Annotated in this window: 18 protein-coding genes; 8 read left to right on the top strand and 10 right to left on the bottom strand. The window is 64.8% G+C overall.

Going from position 1 to position 18,399, the window contains the following annotated elements; genetic code table 11:
• Positions 1-130: 130 nt before the first annotated feature.
• Positions 131-565 (top strand): Fur family transcriptional regulator, encoded by a 435-nt coding sequence (locus FBY28_RS00795; RefSeq protein ID WP_216847413.1) that lies wholly within the window; start codon positions 131-133, stop codon positions 563-565.
• Between the two features lie 52 nt (positions 566-617).
• Entirely contained in the window at positions 618-2,858 is a 2,241-nt protein-coding gene (gene katG / locus FBY28_RS00790; protein WP_141863529.1) for a catalase/peroxidase HPI, read from the top strand.
• 82 nt (positions 2,859-2,940) lie between these two features.
• Here the strand turns inward: katG and FBY28_RS00785 are convergent, their stop codons facing one another.
• Positions 2,941-3,822 carry a sialate O-acetylesterase gene (locus FBY28_RS00785; protein WP_216847412.1) on the bottom strand — a complete coding sequence of 294 codons (882 nt, stop codon included), beginning with the start codon at positions 3,820-3,822 and terminating at the stop codon, positions 2,941-2,943.
• Between the two features lie 113 nt (positions 3,823-3,935).
• On the opposite strand from FBY28_RS00785, the gene FBY28_RS00780 reads away from it, so the two are divergent.
• Positions 3,936-4,403: an SRPBCC family protein gene (locus FBY28_RS00780; protein WP_141863528.1), complete on the top strand. Its 468-nt coding sequence runs from the start codon at positions 3,936-3,938 to the stop codon at positions 4,401-4,403.
• Positions 4,404-4,463: 60 nt separating this feature from the next.
• Here the strand turns inward: FBY28_RS00780 and FBY28_RS00775 are convergent, their stop codons facing one another.
• Positions 4,464-4,673 carry a DUF3072 domain-containing protein gene (locus FBY28_RS00775; protein WP_141863527.1) on the bottom strand — a complete coding sequence of 70 codons (210 nt, stop codon included), beginning with the start codon at positions 4,671-4,673 and terminating at the stop codon, positions 4,464-4,466.
• 250 nt (positions 4,674-4,923) lie between these two features.
• On the opposite strand from FBY28_RS00775, the gene FBY28_RS25935 reads away from it, so the two are divergent.
• On the top strand, positions 4,924-5,220 hold the full coding sequence (locus tag FBY28_RS25935) for a hypothetical protein (RefSeq protein ID WP_141863526.1): 297 nt from the start codon (positions 4,924-4,926) through the stop codon (positions 5,218-5,220).
• Positions 5,221-5,311: 91 nt separating this feature from the next.
• Here the strand turns inward: FBY28_RS25935 and thiD are convergent, their stop codons facing one another.
• The 3 genes from thiD to FBY28_RS00755 form a co-directional block, all read right to left on the bottom strand.
• A complete protein-coding gene (thiD, locus tag FBY28_RS00765; protein WP_141863525.1) occupies positions 5,312-6,169 on the bottom strand; it encodes a bifunctional hydroxymethylpyrimidine kinase/phosphomethylpyrimidine kinase in 858 nt (285 codons plus the stop codon).
• A 73-nt stretch (positions 6,170-6,242) separates the two neighbouring features.
• The gene (locus tag FBY28_RS00760; RefSeq protein ID WP_141863524.1) at positions 6,243-6,806 is read right to left on the bottom strand and encodes a TetR/AcrR family transcriptional regulator; all 564 of its coding nucleotides are present in this window, start codon (positions 6,804-6,806) and stop codon (positions 6,243-6,245) included.
• A complete protein-coding gene (locus tag FBY28_RS00755; RefSeq protein ID WP_141863523.1) occupies positions 6,793-8,322 on the bottom strand; it encodes an MFS transporter in 1,530 nt (509 codons plus the stop codon). The genes FBY28_RS00760 and FBY28_RS00755 overlap by 14 nt, the downstream gene beginning before the upstream one ends.
• A 98-nt stretch (positions 8,323-8,420) precedes the next feature.
• Between FBY28_RS00755 and FBY28_RS00750 the strand changes: the two genes are divergently transcribed.
• Both FBY28_RS00750 and FBY28_RS00745 read left to right on the top strand, forming a co-directional pair.
• Positions 8,421-9,071 (top strand): TetR/AcrR family transcriptional regulator, encoded by a 651-nt coding sequence (locus FBY28_RS00750; protein WP_216847411.1) that lies wholly within the window; start codon positions 8,421-8,423, stop codon positions 9,069-9,071.
• A gap of 53 nt (positions 9,072-9,124) precedes the next feature.
• Positions 9,125-10,321, top strand: coding sequence for an acyl-CoA dehydrogenase family protein (locus FBY28_RS00745; RefSeq protein ID WP_141863522.1), 1,197 nt, complete (start codon positions 9,125-9,127; stop codon positions 10,319-10,321).
• A 6-nt stretch (positions 10,322-10,327) separates the two neighbouring features.
• On the opposite strand, the gene FBY28_RS00740 is transcribed toward FBY28_RS00745, so the two are convergent.
• From FBY28_RS00740 to FBY28_RS00725, 4 genes are read right to left on the bottom strand one after another with little or no spacing between them, the layout of a single operon-like run.
• Positions 10,328-11,137, bottom strand: coding sequence for an LLM class F420-dependent oxidoreductase (locus FBY28_RS00740; protein ID WP_141863521.1), 810 nt, complete (start codon positions 11,135-11,137; stop codon positions 10,328-10,330).
• 57 nt (positions 11,138-11,194) lie between these two features.
• Entirely contained in the window at positions 11,195-12,880 is a 1,686-nt protein-coding gene (locus tag FBY28_RS00735; RefSeq protein WP_141863520.1) for a GMC family oxidoreductase, read from the bottom strand.
• Positions 12,877-15,813, bottom strand: a complete 2,937-nt coding sequence (locus FBY28_RS00730; RefSeq protein WP_141863519.1) for an MMPL/RND family transporter — start codon at positions 15,811-15,813, stop codon at positions 12,877-12,879. Before FBY28_RS00730 ends, FBY28_RS00735 begins: the two co-directional genes overlap by 4 nt.
• Positions 15,814-15,816: 3 nt before the next feature.
• Entirely contained in the window at positions 15,817-16,206 is a 390-nt protein-coding gene (locus tag FBY28_RS00725) for an MmpS family transport accessory protein (protein WP_160145448.1), read from the bottom strand.
• Positions 16,207-16,349: 143 nt separating this feature from the next.
• Between FBY28_RS00725 and FBY28_RS00720 the strand changes: the two genes are divergently transcribed.
• A complete protein-coding gene (locus FBY28_RS00720; RefSeq protein WP_141863517.1) occupies positions 16,350-16,922 on the top strand; it encodes a TetR/AcrR family transcriptional regulator in 573 nt (190 codons plus the stop codon).
• Here the strand turns inward: FBY28_RS00720 and FBY28_RS00715 are convergent.
• Entirely contained in the window at positions 16,900-17,586 is a 687-nt protein-coding gene (locus tag FBY28_RS00715) for an alpha/beta hydrolase (protein ID WP_353618504.1), read from the bottom strand. The two genes, FBY28_RS00720 and FBY28_RS00715, sit on opposite strands and share 23 nt — an antisense overlap.
• Positions 17,587-17,820: 234 nt before the next feature.
• Here FBY28_RS00715 and FBY28_RS00710 point away from each other — a divergent pair, with 234 nt between their 5' ends.
• Positions 17,821-18,399: a TetR/AcrR family transcriptional regulator gene (locus FBY28_RS00710; RefSeq protein ID WP_141863515.1), complete on the top strand. Its 579-nt coding sequence runs from the start codon at positions 17,821-17,823 to the stop codon at positions 18,397-18,399.

Here is an 18,399-nt window from a genome sequence, read left to right as displayed (position 1 = left end):
AACAAATTGGTGATCGCCGCTCGGACCTGCGTGTTCGTTCATTGACTTGACCGGCCAGATATCTCTTCAGGAAACACAACGTTTTTCGCCAATTTCTTGATTGCTTCCACATAAGGGGTCACACTGAAACATGATGGCTGACGCTGGTGATTGCGCGACGATGCTGCGAGCGGCCGGACTTCGCGTCACGCGACCCCGGCTGGTGGTCATGGACGCCGTACAAGAGAATCCGCACGCGGATACGGACACGATCTTCCATGCTGCCCGGCGGGTGCTTTCCGATGTATCACGTCAGACCGTCTACGACGCGCTCGGTGCACTGACCACCGTGGGTATGGTGCGCCGAATCCAACCGGCTGGCGCGACAGCCCGTTACGAGTCCAGGGTCGGCGACAACCATCATCATGTGGTGTGCCGGTCCTGTGGGGCCATCGCCGACGTCGACTGTGCGGTCGGCGAGGCGGCATGCCTCTCGGCCTCCGATGATCTCGGTTTCGAGATCGACGAGGCCGAGGTCATCTATTGGGGTCTCTGTCCCGCGTGTGTTCGAAAGCGTTCTTCCTGATCAATGCCACCACGTTGTGCAGCCAGCACGAAACCCGACGAAAGGCGATTTCATGTCCGACACCTCTGATGCCCGGCCTCCGCACTCCGACACAAAGACGAGCAGCGGCAGTGAGTCCGAGAATCCCGTCATCGATTCGCCCAAGCCGAGATCTCATGCGCCGCTGACCAACCAGGACTGGTGGCCAGGGCAGGTCGACGTTTCGGTGCTGCACAAGCAGAACCCGAAGGGCAATCCGCTCGGTGCCGACTTCTCCTACAGCGAGGCCTTCGCGAAACTCGACCTCGAGGCGCTGCGGTCCGACATGCTGGCGCTGATGACCTCATCGCAGGATTGGTGGCCGGCCGACTACGGCAGCTACGCAGGGCTCTTCATCCGGATGAGCTGGCATGCTGCAGGCACCTACCGCATCTACGACGGTCGCGGCGGTGGCGGGCAGGGCGCGCAGCGCTTCGCGCCGCTGAACAGCTGGCCCGACAATGCCAACCTGGACAAGGCGCGGCGGCTGCTGTGGCCCATCAAACAGAAGTACGGCAACGCGCTGTCCTGGGCTGATCTGATCGTCTATGCCGGCAATGTCGCGCTTGAGTCGGCGGGGTTCGAGACGTTCGGGTTCGGGTTCGGTCGCGAGGACATCTGGGAGCCCGAGGAGGTGCTCTTCGGGCAGGAAGACACTTGGCTGGGCACCGACAAGCGTTACGACGGCAGCAACGACAGCGACCGCAACCTGGCCGAGCCCTTCGGTGCCACCACGATGGGTCTCATCTACGTCAATCCCGAAGGTCCGGAGGGCAAGCCCGATCCGCTGGCGGCGGCCCATGACATCCGTGAGACATTCGGCCGGATGGCCATGAACGACGAGGAGACCGCGGCGCTCATCGTCGGCGGTCACACGTTGGGCAAGACCCACGGTGCCGCCGACGTCAACGTCGGCCCGGAACCCGAGGGCGCACCCATCGAGCAGCAAGGACTCGGCTGGAAGTGCCCCTTCGGTTCTGGCAACGCCAACGACACGGTGACCAGTGGGCTCGAGGTGGTCTGGACCGCCACCCCCACCCAATGGAGCAACGGTTACCTGGAGATCCTTTACGGCAACGAATGGGAGCTGACCAAGAGCCCCGCCGGCGCATGGCAGTTCGAGGCCAAGGATGCCGAGGCCACCATTCCCGACCCGTTCGGTGGGCCGCCCCGCAAACCCACGATGTTGGTCACCGATGTGTCCATGCGGGTCGACCCTATCTACGGCCAGATCACCCGGCGGTGGCTGGATCATCCAGAAGAGATGAATGCGGCCTTCGCCAGGGCCTGGTACAAGCTGCTGCATCGCGATATGGGCCCGGTGAGCCGCTATCTCGGCCCGTGGATTCCCGAGCCGCAGCTGTGGCAGGACCCGGTACCCGCGGTCGACCACCCGTTGGTCGACGAGTCCGATATCGCGACTTTGAAGAGCAAGGTGCTCGAATCCGGGCTGTCGGTGCCCCAATTGGTGAAGACCGCATGGGGTGCCGCCTCGAGCTTCCGCGGTACCGATAAGCGCGGTGGCGCCAACGGTGCACGTATTCGTCTTGAGCCGCAACGTAACTGGGAGGCAAACGAGCCCTCCGAGCTGGCGAAGGTGTTGCCGACGTTGGAGAAGATTCAGCAGGACTTCAACGGTTCAGCACAGGGCGGCAAGAAGATCTCGCTGGCCGATCTGATCGTGCTGGCCGGATCGGCTGCCATCGAGAAGGCGGCAAAGGACGGCGGATTCGACGTCACGGTGCATTTCGCGCCCGGTCGCACCGATGCCACCCAGGACAACACCGATGTGGAATCCTTCGCGGTGCTGGAACCTCAGGCCGACGGATTCCGTAACTTCGTCCGGGCCGGTGAGAAGGCGGCGCTGGAGCAGTTGCTGGTCGACAAGGCGTACTTCCTGGACCTGACCGCCCCGGAGATGACCGTGTTGATCGGTGGACTGCGGACCATCGGTGCGAATCACGGCGGGACAAAGCACGGTGTGTTCACCAGCCGGCCGGGAGCGCTGACGACGGACTTCTTCGTCAACCTGCTCGATATGGGAACCGAGTGGAAGGGTTCGGAGTCGGCCGAGAATGTCTACACCGGATACGACCGCGCCACCGGCGAGGTGAAGTGGACAGCGACCGCCAATGATCTCGTCTTCGGCTCCAATTCCGTGCTGCGGGCGATCGCCGAGGTGTACGCACAGCAGGACAACCAGACGAAGTTCATCGAGGACTTCGTGAAGGCGTGGGTCAAGGTCATGAACAACGACCGCTTCGATCTGGACTGATTCTGGCGGGATTTCCTACCAACGGGTGGCCGTGCAACGGCGTGCCCGTCGGGCAGCGGTCGGTACCGGGGCCGCCGCTGACTCAGCGGCGGTACTCGGCCAGATCGTCGGCCGCGATGCGCTGATAGGCCAGCCACATATCGTGGCCCATCGCGCGGATTCCCGCGGCGTTGTAATGCCGGTCGACATCGCTGTTGAACATCCCGCGATTGCCCGGTACGAAGGCCGCGCGGGGTCGGCGATTGGGCGTGTCACGGTGCACGGCGTCGATGGGCGGGTAGTCCTTGCCGCTGCGTTCCATTTCCTCGGGGACCATGCCGCCGAGAATGATGGGGGTGTCCTCGCCGTACCGGGCGCGCAGATCGTCGAACAGCGCGTCCAGATGTTGCTGGTACTGCGGCGCAGACATGAGGGGCACATCGGATTCACCCTGGTGCCACAACACGGCGGCGACTGTGCTGCCGGGCCGGTGATCCAGCGCGGCGTCGATGGACCGCACCGCTTCGCGGTACAGATTGCGGCGGGTTGCGGTGTCTGCGATGTCCCAGGTGTAGCCGTTCTTCGGGTGAAACGATGTGTCTCCGCGGGCGCATGGCACCAGCAGGACGGCCCTGTTGGTCGCGTCCGCGAGGGCCTTGCCGAAGGTGACTCCGAAACCGACTCGCCGAGCGGGAGTTTCGTGGAACAGCGGGTCGGCGCCGAGCACGACGGTGTTCTTCGACGGGCCGCTGTTGGCCCACTGGTGCACGCTGGGGTGGGGCCGGTCGGCGCCCTCGGGGTCCAGCGGTAGACCCATTCCGAAGGCGTTGGACTGGCCGAGGATCGCGACGATGAGGTAGGGCTCGTCAGGTGGGGTGACGGGCACCCCTTTCGGCGCGATCCGGCGTTTGACGGCGCATTTGAGTTCGAACGCCATCCGCTTCCACAGCGGTGCATCACCGTCGGGATTTCTTGGTGTGCGCATGGCCAGCACAGTACAACTCGCCGAACACGCGCAACGGCGGGGATCGTTCGGCATCTGCACCGAGCAAGCCCATGCGGAGTTTCCGATGGTTCCAGTTTGGGCAGTGTGAACCTATGACCGACAACGAGAAAGTCACTGTGGAACGAACCATCGCCGCACCGGTGGCGGCGGTCTTCGATGTGCTGTCCAATCCGCACCGTCATCCCGCTCTGGATGGCTCCGGATTCGTGCGCAGCGTGGATCATGCCGACCGGATACAGAAGGTGGGCGAGGTGTTCACGATGAACATGCAGGGTGATCACATGGGCGGGGAGTACCAGACCGACAACCACGTCACCGGTTATGCCAAGGACAAGCTGCTCGCGTGGCAGACCGCACCGGCCGGTACGGAGCCTCCGGGGTGGGAATGGTTGTGGGAGCTGGAATCTCAGGGGCCGAATGAAACGTTGGTACGCCACACTTACGACTGGTCGAAGGTGACGGACAAGAAACTACTGGAGAAGGTGAAGTTCCCGCTGGTCACGCAGGGGCAGCTCGATGACACACTGTCCCGGCTGGCCACCGAGGTCGCATCGGCCTGAGATTTCAGGACGAAATGCTCCACCACCATCCGGTGGTGGAGCATTTCGCCGTGGTCGCTGTCATCCACGCCCGGTTTCGGCCTGCAACGCGTCGATGAGATCCGATGCCTGGGCTTTGGTGGCGTCGTCGGGAAACTCGGCTCCTGCTTCCTGGGCCAGGGTGTGCAGATAGCTGCGCTGCGGGCCGGTCATCGGTTCGTCCCCGGTGACCCATTCCGAGGTGTCCTTTTCGGCGTTTTCCTGCGGTGCTGATGTGGTGTGCTCGCTCATGCCCACCGAATGCCCATCGCACATACATTCGAAACGTGGCGGCCGTCGGGCCGCCACGTCCCGATTGGGCTAGGGGGTCCCAACGCAGACGGAGCCGACGCACGCGCCGGCACCGCCGGGGCCCGCACCTGCTCCGGCACCGGGAACACCTGCAGAGGCGCCTCCCGGTCCCGCTTCGGCGCCGGCGCCGGGAACGCCGACGGATGCGCCTCCGGGTCCGGCCTCGGCCCCTGCACCGGGGACGCCGGCGTTGGCGCCACCGGGTCCGGCTCCCGCACTGGCCCCCGGCACGCTGGCGGTGGCTCCGCCCGGGCCGGCATCGGCGCCGCCACCGGCCGGCGGCATCGGCGAGGACGGCGCGAGGGTGGTGGTGGCCGCGCCGGTCGACGGCGTGGTCGTCATCGTCGATTCCGTGGTCGAGGTGGTGGTCGTGCTGTCCGGTGCCTCACTGTCGGAACTGCAGGCGGTCAGCCCGCCGAAGAGAACTGCGCCCGACACGGCGGCCGCAAGCGGGAGAGTCCGGGCGATTCGAAGGACGGTCATCTGACGGCTCGATTCTGCTAGTACGGCTGCTGGGCGGGACCAGATGTCGAGCCCAGCGAAATTGGCGTCGGTGAATTACCCGGTTTATCCGATTCCTAAGCGCTGCCGTCGTCCAGCAGTCTGGCAAGCCCGTTGACCGTTCCGAGGCCGTGGCCCAGTGGGTACGCGGCGCGAATACAGTCGGTGACCCACCGCTTCCCGAAACCGACGGCCTCGGGAACCGCGTGGCCGTGAGCCAGTGCTGCGGTGATCGCCGCGGCCAGTGTGTCGCCTGCGCCGTGGTCGTCGCGGGTGTCGACCCGCGTCGCGGCGTACTCGTGGAAGTCGACACCGTCGAACAGCAGATCGGAACTGATCCGTGAGGTGCGCAGATGGCCCCCCTTGACCAGGGTCCACTGCGGTCCCAGTGCATGCAGCGCGCGGGCCGCTTCGCGTTGGGTGGCGTCGTCGACGACCTCGATACCGACGAGAAGCCGAACCTCGTCCAGATTGGGCGTGATCAGCGTCGCGGTGGGGATGAGCTCGTGACGCATGGCGTCGAGCGCACTGGGATGCAGCAGGGGCTCGCCCACATTGGATGCACACACCGGGTCGACGAGAAGTGGGACCGATCCGGTGAGGCCCGCGCTGCGCCAGGTCGCCACGACCGCTCGGATGATCTCGGTCGAGGCCAGCATTCCGGTCTTGGCTGCCTCGATCCCGATATCGCCGGCCACCGCGGTGATCTGTCCGGCCAGGACATCGGTGGGCACTTCGTGGAAGGCACTCACGCCGAGGGTGTTCTGCACCGTCACGGCGGTGACTGCGGCACAACCGTGTACGCCGAGCATGGCGAAGGTCCGCATATCGGCTTGCAGGCCCGCGCTTCCACCGGAGTCCGAACCGGCGATGGTCATGACTCGCCGCGGCGTGTGGCCGGGTTCGGCCGGCGGTAGCTCGTTCGGGTCAGTCATCCGTCGTACTCGTCGGTGGGGGTGAGGGCCGAGGAAGACACTAGCCGCCCGTCACCCGAGCATCGGAGAAAGGTCAGATATCGTCGGTCATCGCGAGCAACTTGGTTCGGGCCGCCTGCAGATCCGCCTCGGTCAGGTATGGACTCTTCCTGGCCATCGCCAGGCCCTCGGCGGCGTGTTGGATGACCAGTACGAGGTCCATCGGTAATCCGTCTGCGGCCAGCGCGGCACGCCACCGCGCAGCGTCTCGGCGGAACAGATCATCGAAGATCTCGGGGTGCCCAAGGGCCGCACTCAGACTGGTGGGGTCCAGGATTGTCGAGAGCAGATCATCGGCACCGGTCAGTGCGCGAATGTAGGCACGCATCAGCTTTCCCGGCCGATTTTCGGAGAGATCGACCATGTTGTGGATTTCGGTCCAGTAGCGCTGCACGATGTCTTCGGCCACGCCGAAAAGCAGTGCTTCCCTGCTGTGGAAATGATGCCGAAGACCGCTTTGGGTCACCCCGGCCGAGGTCGCTATATCAGCCAGACTGGCCTTGGATCCACGTTCGGAGAACATCTTCTCGGCTGCGACGAGTATCGCCCGCCGGGTCCGCTCTTTGTCGCGGGTGGCCGTCGGCTCATTTGCCGCCATGGCTGTCCTTTCGCATACCGGTGCGATCCGACGGGATCACCCGCCATGCTGCCACGGCGGCAAGGAGCAGCAGACCCGCCGCGGTGAAGGCCGTTGTCTGCACGGCGGTGGCAAAAGCGTCACGCGCATGCTCGACGACCACCGGGTCCGACACCGTCGTGATCGTCCTGGCCAGCGAGGCATTCGCGGACTCGGCATCCGCCGGTGCAGTTCCCGCCGGCAGGTCCAGATGACTCCGGTACATCAGGAAGTGCAGCGAACCGAGAACCGCGATGCCGAACGCGGTGCCGAGCTCGTAGGCGGTCTCGGCAATCGCCGACGCTGCCCCCGCGCGTTCCGTCGGTACCGCGGACACGACCGCGTCGGTCGACAACGTCATGGCGATACCAATGCCGAATCCGATCACGACGAGGGCAAGGGCCAGGGGCCAGTAGCCGGCGTGGAACACGCTCAGGCCGATACCCGTCAATCCGAGCGCTCCGGTTGCCAGCCCGAGTCCGATCGCACGCCCCGCGCCGAGCCGGGTGCTCACGGCACCGACGACGGCGATCACCGCGATCGACGCCAGCGTGCCCGGTAGTTCGGCCAACCCGGCCTGCAGCGGACCGAACTGCCGCACGAGTTGCAGGTACTGCGAATAGAAGTAGAGAAGTCCGATGAACGCGAAAATGGCCAATCCGTTGGACGCGACGGCACCGGCGAACGCCGGAACTCGAAACAGTGTGATGTCCAGTAGCGGATGGGTGAGCGTCCGCTGGCGCCGGAGAAACAGCCAGCCGCTTGCGATTCCGACGAGCGCGGCCATGGGAACGGCGGCGTCCCAGCCGCTACCGACCCAGTGCTTGACCGCGTACACCAGCGGCACGATGGCCGCGATCGACAGCAGCGAGGACCATATGTCGATGCCCTTGGCGGCATCGCCGCGCGATTCCGGGATGAGGATGGGGCCGGCGATCAGCACCAGCGCCATGATCGGCAGATTGATCAGGAAGACCGATCCCCACCAATAGTGTTCCAGCAGCAGGCCTCCGACGAGCGGACCGGCAGCCGCACCGGCCATGGCGCCGGCCGACCAGATGGCGATGGCCGTCGTGCGTTGTTTCGCGTCGGCGAACATTGCCCGCACGATCGACAACGTGGAGGGCATCAGGGTGGCTCCCGCGATGCCGAGCAAGGCGCGGGCGACGATGAGTGTTCCGGCGTCCGGGGCAAAGGCGGCAAGTGTCGACGCGGCCCCGAAGGCGGCGGCCCCGATCAAAAGCAGCCGCTTGCGGCCGATGCGGTCGGCGATATTGCCCATCGTGATCAGCAGGCCGGCCAACACGAACGAATAGATGTCGCCGATCCACAGCAACTGCGTGGCGCTGGGTCCGATATCGGTCGTCAACGAGGGAACGGCGAGATACAGAACAGTCCCGTCGATCGCGAGCAGTGTCACCACCAACACCAGCACTCCGAGCGCCGACCACTCGCGGCGCCCCGCCCTGATCGTTCTGCCAGGTGTCTCGATAGCCATGGATCGACCATAACAGCTCAAATGAGTTGTTAATACGCCCAAGTGAGTTGTCCATGGGCTTAGCAGTCAACGATGACCGTTTGCTCTACGCTGTCACCGTGGTGGTACACCCGAGGGCAGCACGCGTCTCGCGCCCCGACCGGCGCGCCGACAGTCGCGCCTTGATCCTCGACGCGGCGGTGCGCGCTCTGGTGGAGAACGGCTACAGCGGTGCGACCACCGTCGTCATCCAACAGTTGGCGGGGGTGTCCCGCGGCAGGCTGCTGCATTACTTCCCGTCCAGGGACGCCCTGCTGGTCGCTGCTGCACAGCACCTGGCCATCGAACGGGTCGCCGAGATGGAACGATGGTTCGACGCTGCCGTACCCGAAGGAGCCGCCAATGGCCCCGCGCGAATCGACTATGCGATCAGCCTGCTGTGGAGTACTTTTCGGCAACCGTACTTCTGGGCGGCGATGGAACTCTGGACAGCTGCGCGGACCGATCCCGGGCTGCGCGCGGGGTTGGCGGAGGCCGAGCGCAGACTCGGCCGGGCCATCGAACACGTCATTGCGACGATGTTCGGGCCGGTGCACAGCAGTCATCCAGCCTTTCCCGACCTGCGTGAGTTGCTTTTCAGCAGCATGCGCGGGGTGGCGCTGACCTACTCGATCGGCGAGCGCAATGCCGATACCGATCCGCACCTTCGGTTGTGGAACGACATGGCCGTCCGGATGCTGTCGGAACGGCCAGATATGCAGTCTTCATAACGGTCATAGCTGACTGTTATTGTGATCCGGTGATCGAACGTACTCAAGACCGTATGACGCACGACGTCTGGTTGCCCGAGGAAATCGTGCGCGTGCGAGAGTTGGCTCGCGACGCCGTCAACCGCTCGGTGGTGCCCTACGCCCGCGAGATCGGACAGCGCGAAGAGTCGACGGAGAGCTTCCCCTGGCAGGCCTTCCGGGGCCTGGCGGACGAGGGTCTCTTCGGGGTTCCGTTCGGCGCGGATTTCGGTATGGGCCTGCAGCATCCGATGCTGGGCACATGCACCGTCACCGAAGAGATCGCCTACCACTCTTCGTCGTTGGCGGGTGTATTCGATGGCCAGTGTATTTTGGTACCGCAGACACTGACATTCGCCTCGGCCGAGTTGCGGGCCCGCCTGATCCCCGAATTGGTCAGCGGCCGCATGGCTTTCGCGTTCGCGACCACTGAGCCCGACACCAGCTCTGATCTGACCGCCGCACGCCTGCGGACTGTGGCCGAGGAGACGTCGGACGGATTCATCGTCAACGGTCGCAAGCGGTGGATCACCAACAGTGTCGCCAGGGGATGGGTCTCGGTGTTGGTGAGGGCTGGCGAGGGCAGTGATCGAGCCACCATGCTACTCGTCGACCTCTCGTCACCGGGTGTGCGGATCGGCACGCCGGATCTGAAGATGGGCCACCGCGGCCAGATCACCGCCGACATCGAGTTCACCGACGTGCACGTTCCACGATCGAATCTGCTGGGTGAAGCGGGCGGCGGGATGGCGGTCGCGCTGTCGGCGCTCGTACGAGGACGTATCGGGATAGGTGCTGCGGGCGTGGGAGTGGCCCAGGCGGCGGTGGACCTGGCCGTCGACAGGTTGCGCACCCGTCAGGTGTTCGGCGCTCCGCTGGGTGCGATGCAGCACTGGCAATTCGTCATGGCCCAACGCGCCACCGAAATCGAGTGTGCTCGAACGCTGTATCAGAAGGCGGCGACCCTGGTCGATCGCGGCGACAGGACCGCCGAGCCGGAGGCTGCGATGGCGAAGGCATACGGGACGCGCTTGGCCAACGATGTTGTGCGAGAGGCGATCCAGATATACGGCGCGCTCGGGTTCGCTCGGCAGGTCGGTGAGACGGGCGAGTCGGTGCGGCTGGAGGAAATGTACCGCGACGCCAAGATCCTTGAGATATTCGAGGGCGCCAACGAGTTGCAGCAGTGGATCATTGCGCGGCGGTTGATCGGCCGGGATATCACGGGCTGATCGCGATCACCCGTTGTCGCGCCAGGCGAGCACCTGCTTGAGTGCTGCCAGATCGTAACCGTCGTCGGCGGTGAGTTCGGTCTGGAACAACGTGACGCCTGCTTCGCGGAAGGCGTCGGCACTTTCCGGGTCCTGCCACAGTGTCGAACGTTCGATATCGGTACATTCGCGGCCAAAACTCGCCGCCAACTCGTCGACACGGTCGCTGGACCGACGAAAGCCATCCAGGTCCTGGAACGCGTGCCAGATGTCGGCATGCTTGGCCACGGCCGGCAGCGAACGCTTGGGGCCTGTCCCGCCGATGAGAATCGGAAGCTGACGTACCGGCGGCGGTATCAAAGCCGCAAGCCTGTTCTCGATGCGGATCAGGCTTTCGTCGAACAGGTCGAAGCGTGAGCCGAAGGTGCCGAACTCGTAACCGTATGTGAGATAGTCCTTCTCGTACCATCCGGCGCCCAGGCCCAGGATGAGGCGGCCGCCGCTGATGTGGTCGACGGTGCGGGCCATGTCGGCGAGCAGGTCGGCGTTGCGGTATCCGACGCCGGTGACCAGCAGCCCGATCTCGGCATGCGAGGTGATTTCGCCCCATGATGCCAGTGCGGTCCAGCCTTCGAAGTTCGCGACGTCGGGTTGCTCGTCGAACATCACGGGCTTGCCGTCGACGATGCCCTTCATGGCGGGCCGGTGGAAGTGGTCGTAGCCGAAGATCACGTCGACACCGAGGTCGTCGGCGGCCACTACGGCGTCTCGCCACGTGCGGTAGTCGGGTGTACCACCTGGTTGTACCTGGACGGCGACGCGGACGGGACGGTTCATGAACACTCCAGAGTCAGGGGAGGAGGACTCTTGAGCCAAGTACGACCGCGGCCCGGTTTATTCCAGGATGGCCCTCGCGGCTCGCTCGGCGATCAACATCACTGGCGCGTTGGTGTTCCCGGACGTGATGGTCGGCATCGCCGAAGCATCGACGACACGAAGACCGGCGACTCGGTACGCCCGACAATCTGTGTCCAGCACCGTGGCGGTCGACCGCGGTCGCCCTTGGGCATCGAAGGCGCCCATGGCGCAGGTGCCGACCGGGTGGAAGATGGTGGTGCCCAGTTCCCTGGCCGCCTGCTGCAGGTCGTCATCGCCGACCAGTTGCGGGCCGGGTAGCAACTCTTCGGGACGGTAGGGCGCCAGCGCCGGAGCCGCCATGATGGTGCGCGTCATCCGCAAGCCCTGCACGGCGGCCCGAAGATCATCGTCGGTCGACAGGTAGTTGCACGAGATCTTCGGATAGGTAAGGGGATCGGCACTCGTCAGTCGTACGTGGCCGCGAGAACTGGGCCGCAGGTTGCACACCGAGGGAGTAATGGCTCCGAACCGGTGTAGCGGCTCGCCGAACTTGGCCAGCGACAGCGGCTGCACGTGCCACTCCAGATCCGGACTCGTGCGGCTCGGGTCGCTGGTCGCGAAGGCACCCAGGGTCGACGGCGGCATGGTCATCGGACCTGACCGGGTCAACAGATACTGCAATCCCATTCCGGCCCGGGTGATCAGGTTGCGATAGAGCGTGTTGACGGTGCGAGCGCCATGGACTCGATAGACCGTTCTGAGCTGGAGGTGATCCTGCAGGTTCTCGCCGACGCCGGGCAGGTCGACGCGCACCGGAATCTGATGTGCCGCGAGCAGCCCGGCCGGTCCCAGACCGGAAGCCTGCATGAGGTGGGGTGATCCGATGGCACCGGCGCTGAGGATCACCTCGCGCCTGGCCCTTACGTCGACGTAGTGCCCGTCTTTGATCAGCCGGACGCCGGTGGCCCGATGCTTGGCGGTGGTCCACGCGCCACGTCGTAGGCTGTCGGGTACCTGCTCGTCCGTCAACAGCTGTACCGCTTGCGTTTTGGTGTAGATGGTGAGGTTCGGCCGGTGGGCGACCGGATGGAGGAACGCGTCGGCCATCGACCAGCGTCGTCCCCGGCGCTGGTTGACGTGGAAGTACGCGCTGCCGGCGTTGTCCCCGCGGTTGAACTCCTCGATGGGGGAAATCCCCACCTGGGCGGCGGCGGCCTGCCAGGCGTCCAGAATCTTCCAGCGCACCCGCGGTCGCTCGACACGGATCTCACCACCGGCACCGTGAAAGTCATCGGCGCCGCCGAAGTAGTCCTCCAGTTGCTTGTAGATCGACAGCGTCTGGCCTGCAGCTTCGCGACCGCCCCACAGCCATCGGTCATCACCGGTCGCCTGCGCCCACGCGGCGTAATCGCTGGCCTGTCCGCGCATATGGATCATGGCGTTGATCGACGAACAACCGCCGATCACCCGGCCGCGCGCATAAATGATGCTGCGATCCGCCAAGCCAGGATCGGCCTCGGTCATGTAACACCAGTCGGTCCGCGGGTTGGCGATGGTGTAGAGATAGCCAACCGGGATCTTGATCCAGAACCAGTCGTCCTGACCACCGGCCTCGACCAACAGCACTCGTTGACCGGGGTTGGCGCTGAGCCTGTTCGCCAGCAGGCAGCCGGCGCTGCCCGCACCCACGATGACGTAGTCGAATTCGGCGGCGCCGGTCATGTGTGTAGTCGTTCCTCCCGTGCATTTCTCGTCGGGTCCAGTGTGGGTGATGCGGGCCCGGCGTGCGCGGGCATTCTGACGAATGCCGTCGGCCACCAGAACCATCGGCCACACAACCGCGCGATGGCCGGAACCATCACGGAACGAACGATCAGCGTGTCGATCACCAGCCCGAACGCGACGGTCGTGCCGATCTGGGCGATGTTGGTGGCCGAACTGCCGAGCATCGCGAACATGGTGACCCCGAAGGTGAGGCCGGCGGTGGTGACCACGCTGCCGGTGCCCACCATTGCGCGGATCAAGCCGGTGCTCGTACCGGCGGCCATCTCCTCTTTCATCCTGCTCACCAGCAACATGTTGTAGTCGGCACCGACAGCGACCAGAAAGGAGAATGCGACCGGCGCAACTGCCCAGTGCAGGGGGTTGCCCACGAGGTTCTGCCAGACGAACACGCCCAGCCCCAACGCCGCCAGATAGGAGATCCCGACCGTCGCGATAACCACCACCGCGGCGACGAGACTGCGCAACAGCACCAGCACGACGCAGAACACGAACGCGAATGCCGCGACCGCGATGGCGATGAAGTCCTCGTGTGCAAAGGATTCGATGTTCAGCAGTGTCCCGCCGGGGCCACCGATACTCACGGTCGCACCCTGCAACGAGGTTCCTTTGATCGCACCCAGCGCAGCGGGTATCACGCGCTCGCTCAAATCCATTGCCTGACGGCTGAATCCCTCGATCTCGGGCGTGACCACCATGCGGGTCACGGTGCCGTCGGAGGAGAAGAAATAGGGGACTGCGCTGCGGAACAGCGGGCTGTCGATGGCTTGGGCAGGTAGGAAGAACCCGGTGGACGGTGCGCCCTCGGCGTAGGAGCGGCTGACCTCGTCAAGAAAAGCAGTGATCTCAGTGGTCTGCGGGATGAGCGCTTGCAGACTGCTCTTGAGCGGTTGGATCACCTGCCGCACTTGAGTAATCGCCGAGGTGATGGCCGGGATCTGCGACGCCGCGTGCGGAAGGGCGGCGGCGGCCGCGGTGGTGCCCTGCTCGACCTTGGCGGACAGCTCATCGAGTCCGCGGACGTCATCGATCAGCGAGAATCCGGTCAACGCGCCCTGACAGACCTCGATCGACTGGCACTGTGGAAGGCCCCTGAGAACATTGACAGCGGGCTCGCTGGCATCCTGCACGATGGCCAGCTTCGAGGTCAGGTTCACGGCTTCGGATTTCAGCACGGTCATGGCCGAGACCACGTCGCCGGCGCCGCTCTGCCCCTGGGAGAGAGCGCTCGAGAGTTCCCTGGCCGATCCGTCGAGGCCGTCGAGGGCGGCTTCGACGGCCTCGATGTCACCCAACCGGGCATTCAGCAGTGCTGCGCTCTGCTCGATCCGGCTGCCTATGTAGCCGGCTTGGCTTGCCAAAGTGCCCTGCGCTATCGGCGCTTTCAGCGGCCTGGTCATGCCTTGGACGGTGTCGATACCGTCCAGGCCGGCGATGGCGGCGGTCAACCGTTCCAGAGCGATCAGGTCGGCCGGGTTGCGCATGTCGTGGTCGGCTTCGATGATCACAACGCTCGGTGCCATGACATTGGGCGGCAGGTGGCGGTCGGCCGCCGCAAACCCCACATTGGCGGGGGAATCGGTGGGCTGCGCGCGCCGTTCGTCGTAGCTGGGCTGGTACATCGGCACGAAGGCTATCGCCACCAGCAAGATGGCGGTGGCTCCGGTCAGCACCGGCCCCGGCCACCGCACAACTGCCGTGGCGATGCGTCGCCATCGGCGGGCGGAGCCGTCGCCGCGGGGCTCGACGTATCCCATCCGGATCAGAATCGCGAGTAGAGCGGGTCCCAATGTCAATGCTGCACAGAGCGTTACGACAATCGCGATGGTGCAGGGAAGTCCCGACGTGCTGAAGATCGACAGCCTGGTGAGCGTGAGACACGCCATGGCGCCGGCCACCGTGAGTGCCGATGCGATGATGATGTGTGCGACACCGCTGAGTGCCGCGTAGAAGGCGGCCTCCGAGTCCAGTCCGCGGCGGCGGCCCTCCTGGTACCGCCCCAACAGGAAGATTCCGTAGTTGGTACCGGCGCCCAATACCACCACGGCCGATAGTGCCGCGGCGAATATCGACACGCTGATCAATTCCATCTGACTGAAGAGGGCAATCAACGCGCGGGCACCGCCGAGGCTGGCGGCGACCGTGATCAGCGGCACCAAGGCCGTTACCAGCGAACGATAGACCGCCAACAGCACGGCGGTCACCAAGACGGAGCACAGGATGATGAGCCGCAGTATCGAATCCGAGATGGCCACCAACTCGTCGTTGACCACTGCCGATGGACCGGTGATGTGTGCCGAGACACCCTCGGGTGCCGGCACCGAGGCGATGATGTCGCGCGCGGCGCGGGTGGACTCCATCGCGGCTGCGGTGCCCATGTTTCCGGTGAGGTTCACCAGCCCGTAGGCCGCTCTGCCGTCCGCACTCTGGGCGGCGGGTGCGAGATCGGGATCCGACCAGAGATTCATGATCGAACTCACGTGCCGCTCATCGGCGGTGAGTTTGTGGACCACCGCGTCGTAGTAGTCGCGCGCCGGCCCGCCGAGCGGCTGTTGGCCCTCGACGAGCAGATACACGAAGTTGTTACTGCCGCCGCCGCCGAAGTGATCGCCCATCTTGACCAGCGCCTGCACCGCGGACGCCTCGTCGGGGAGAAATGACTTCGCGTGCTGATCGATCACCGTTTCCAGCTGCGGCACGGCGATGTTGAGGGCGCCGACGACGACCAGCCAGCCGAGCACGATGGGCAGTGACAATCCGTACAGCACTCGCGCCCACCACGGACGATCCGCAGCGGCAGTGCGGACGCCGCTCATGCGTATCGGGCGTCGCAGTTCGCCCGCGATACCGCGAAGGGCCTTGGGAATGGTCATGGTTCAGACCGCCGGTACCGAGCAGTTGACGACGGCGGCGTCCGCCATGGCCTCTCGACGGATTCGTGATTGCCCGTCGACGGCGATCTCACAGCGCAGACGACTGCCACTGGTCTGAGCGGCGAGGCCGACGGCGGCGGTGAGGGTGCTGATGGGTGCCTGGGTGCGCCACGGCAGGGCCACATCGGCATCGACGACGTGCCCTTCCGGGGTGAGGTAGGACACCACGGCGTGGCGACCGGGATCGCCGTCCAGTCGGTACTCGACGAGTCGCTCGCGCGGAGCGGACACAGCATGTGGGGGAGGGGAGTGGCCGATGGCGCGATCCGGAATGTCGCGCAACCTCAGCGAGCCGATCACCGCGGCCGAGATGGCAATGACTCCCACAACCACGACCACCATCCATCGTTGGCCATCCAGCATGGTCGCGCCTCCGTTGGTAGAACGATTGGTTTACCGGACGCTAGTACACCGATTGGTATAGTGACAACGACCGATTGCGTGTGATGGTCATCACGAAAGGGGTGTCGCGGCGAATGGCGGCGAGCGACAAACTCATCGAGAGCACCATCCACCTGATCCAGCGATTCGGTGTTGCCGGAACGGGGATCGCCGCCGTGCTCGATCGTGCCGGCGTCTCACGCCGCTCCATCTACCTGGCCTTTCCTGGCGGAAAGGCCGAGATGGTGTCGGCGGCCACCGCGCGCGCAGGCGCCGCCATCGGGTCCTATATCGCCGCGCTCAACGGTGCCGCTGATCCGCTCTCGGCGTTCGTGAACCAATGGAAGACGATGCTGGTGGCCGCGGACTTTGCGGCCGGCTGCCCAATCGTTGCGGCGGCATTGGGGCGCAGCGACTCGCCCGAGGCCGCTGAGGTTGCCGCCACGGTCTTCGCCGAGTGGGGTCAGTTGCTGACGGCAACTCTGCGCGACAACGGGATTCCCGAAGAGGCCCGTGCAAGCCTGGCGACCATGGCCATCGCGTCCATCGAAGGGGCGGTGGTCATGGCCATCGCGCAACGCTCCACAGCGCCCTTGGACGATGTGCACCGACATCTCGTCGAACTCATCGATCTACACCGTGGCATCACAGCGGGCGGCAGTTCCTGAGGTAGCTCAGGAACGACGCCTGCATTCCGGTGACATGAGTCTCGCGCAAGATCTCGGCACTGACGCCGTCGCAGGGGAGTAGTCGATGCAGGACGTCTGTGACGTTCCTCGCGAGCTTCTGATATACGGTCAAGTCGCCCAACAGCTCTCGATCGTTCATTGTGACGTGGAGTCTTGCCTTCGGCCGGGTGTCACCCATGGTGTCGAGCATCGTGAAGATCTGGCTGTCTGCGCCGATGACGCCGGGGCTTCCGGCTCCGACGCTGTCGAACAGCCCGGTATCGGCAAGCCAGGCATACATCGCGAAGAGCCCACCATATGAGTAGCCGAAGATGCCGTGTCCGCTGGCAGCCGTGCCATATTCGCGTTCGATGCGGGGATGAAGATCCGTGGTGATGAACGTCAGGAACACGTCAGCGTGCGCATCGCGCAGCTCTGCAACGTAGGCATCGGCTTGCCGGCGGGTTCTCGTGCCGTCGCGCACTCCCATCTCGACGGCATCGATGAGTTCTGGGGCGATCGGCTCACCCGGCGGGACGAAATCTCTGTTGCGCAGTCGATCCCAGTCGTTTGCTTCTTCGCCGGCGTAGCCGATGGTCACTTGGATGTAGGGCTGAATCCGCTGTAACGGATCCAACTGGGTGACGATGAGCGGTGCCGTCATGCCGACTGCCCAGTTCCCGTCGAGCACATAGACGACGGGTGCTTGCGCGGACGGGGTGTAGCCCGGCGGTGCGGTGACCCATACGCCATAGCCATGGCCACCGCTGGAGTGGATCTCGAAGTAGTCGGTGTCGGGCAGACACCCATGCCACATCGAACTCATAGAACGTCCCTCACAGCCTCGGCATCAGTTTTTCCACTGGAAAATAACTTATCCAATGGATAAACTAGTCGTATGACCGTGTCAAGCTCCGACCGCAAAGGTGATGCGCGCGAACGCCTGCTGGTCACATTGCTCGACGCCTTCGGGGACAACTTTCCGTCACCGGACGTGTCACTGCGAGAGGTTGCCGAACGTGCGCAGACCAGCCACGCGCTACTGCGTTACCACTTCGGTTCATTGTCTGGGGTTTTGGCGGCCATGCTCACGGCTCGGCGGTCACGTGACAATCGAACACTGAGCAAGGTCGCCGTGGACGGTGGTTTCGACGACCTGATCGCGGCGATGTGGCGGACGTACACCCGACCCGGACAACTCTCGCGCACACGCGGGTTCTTTCACGTTGCGGCGCTGGCCGCGTACTGCCCCGAGAATTTCGGCGAGTTCATCGATTCGCTCGATGATTTGACCGCCATGCTGGCTTCGGCGGCCGAACGCGAGGGGAACGGGACCGAGCAGGCGCTGGCCATGGCGACCGTCGCGGTGGCGGCGCTGCGCGGCATGCTGTTGCATCAAGCTCTGCATCCGGCGACCCCGTCGGCAAGCAATGCGCGACTGATCATCGAGATGAGCCGGGCACTCTCCAGGGGCTGA

Origin of the sequence: Arthrobacter sp. SLBN-53, assembly GCF_006715585.1 — a bacterium.
GTDB classification, from domain to species: domain Bacteria; phylum Actinomycetota; class Actinomycetes; order Mycobacteriales; family Mycobacteriaceae; genus Mycobacterium; species Mycobacterium neoaurum_A.
Note: the sequence above shows the minus strand (reverse complement) of the source record. Positions and strands in the feature narration are given on the sequence as shown.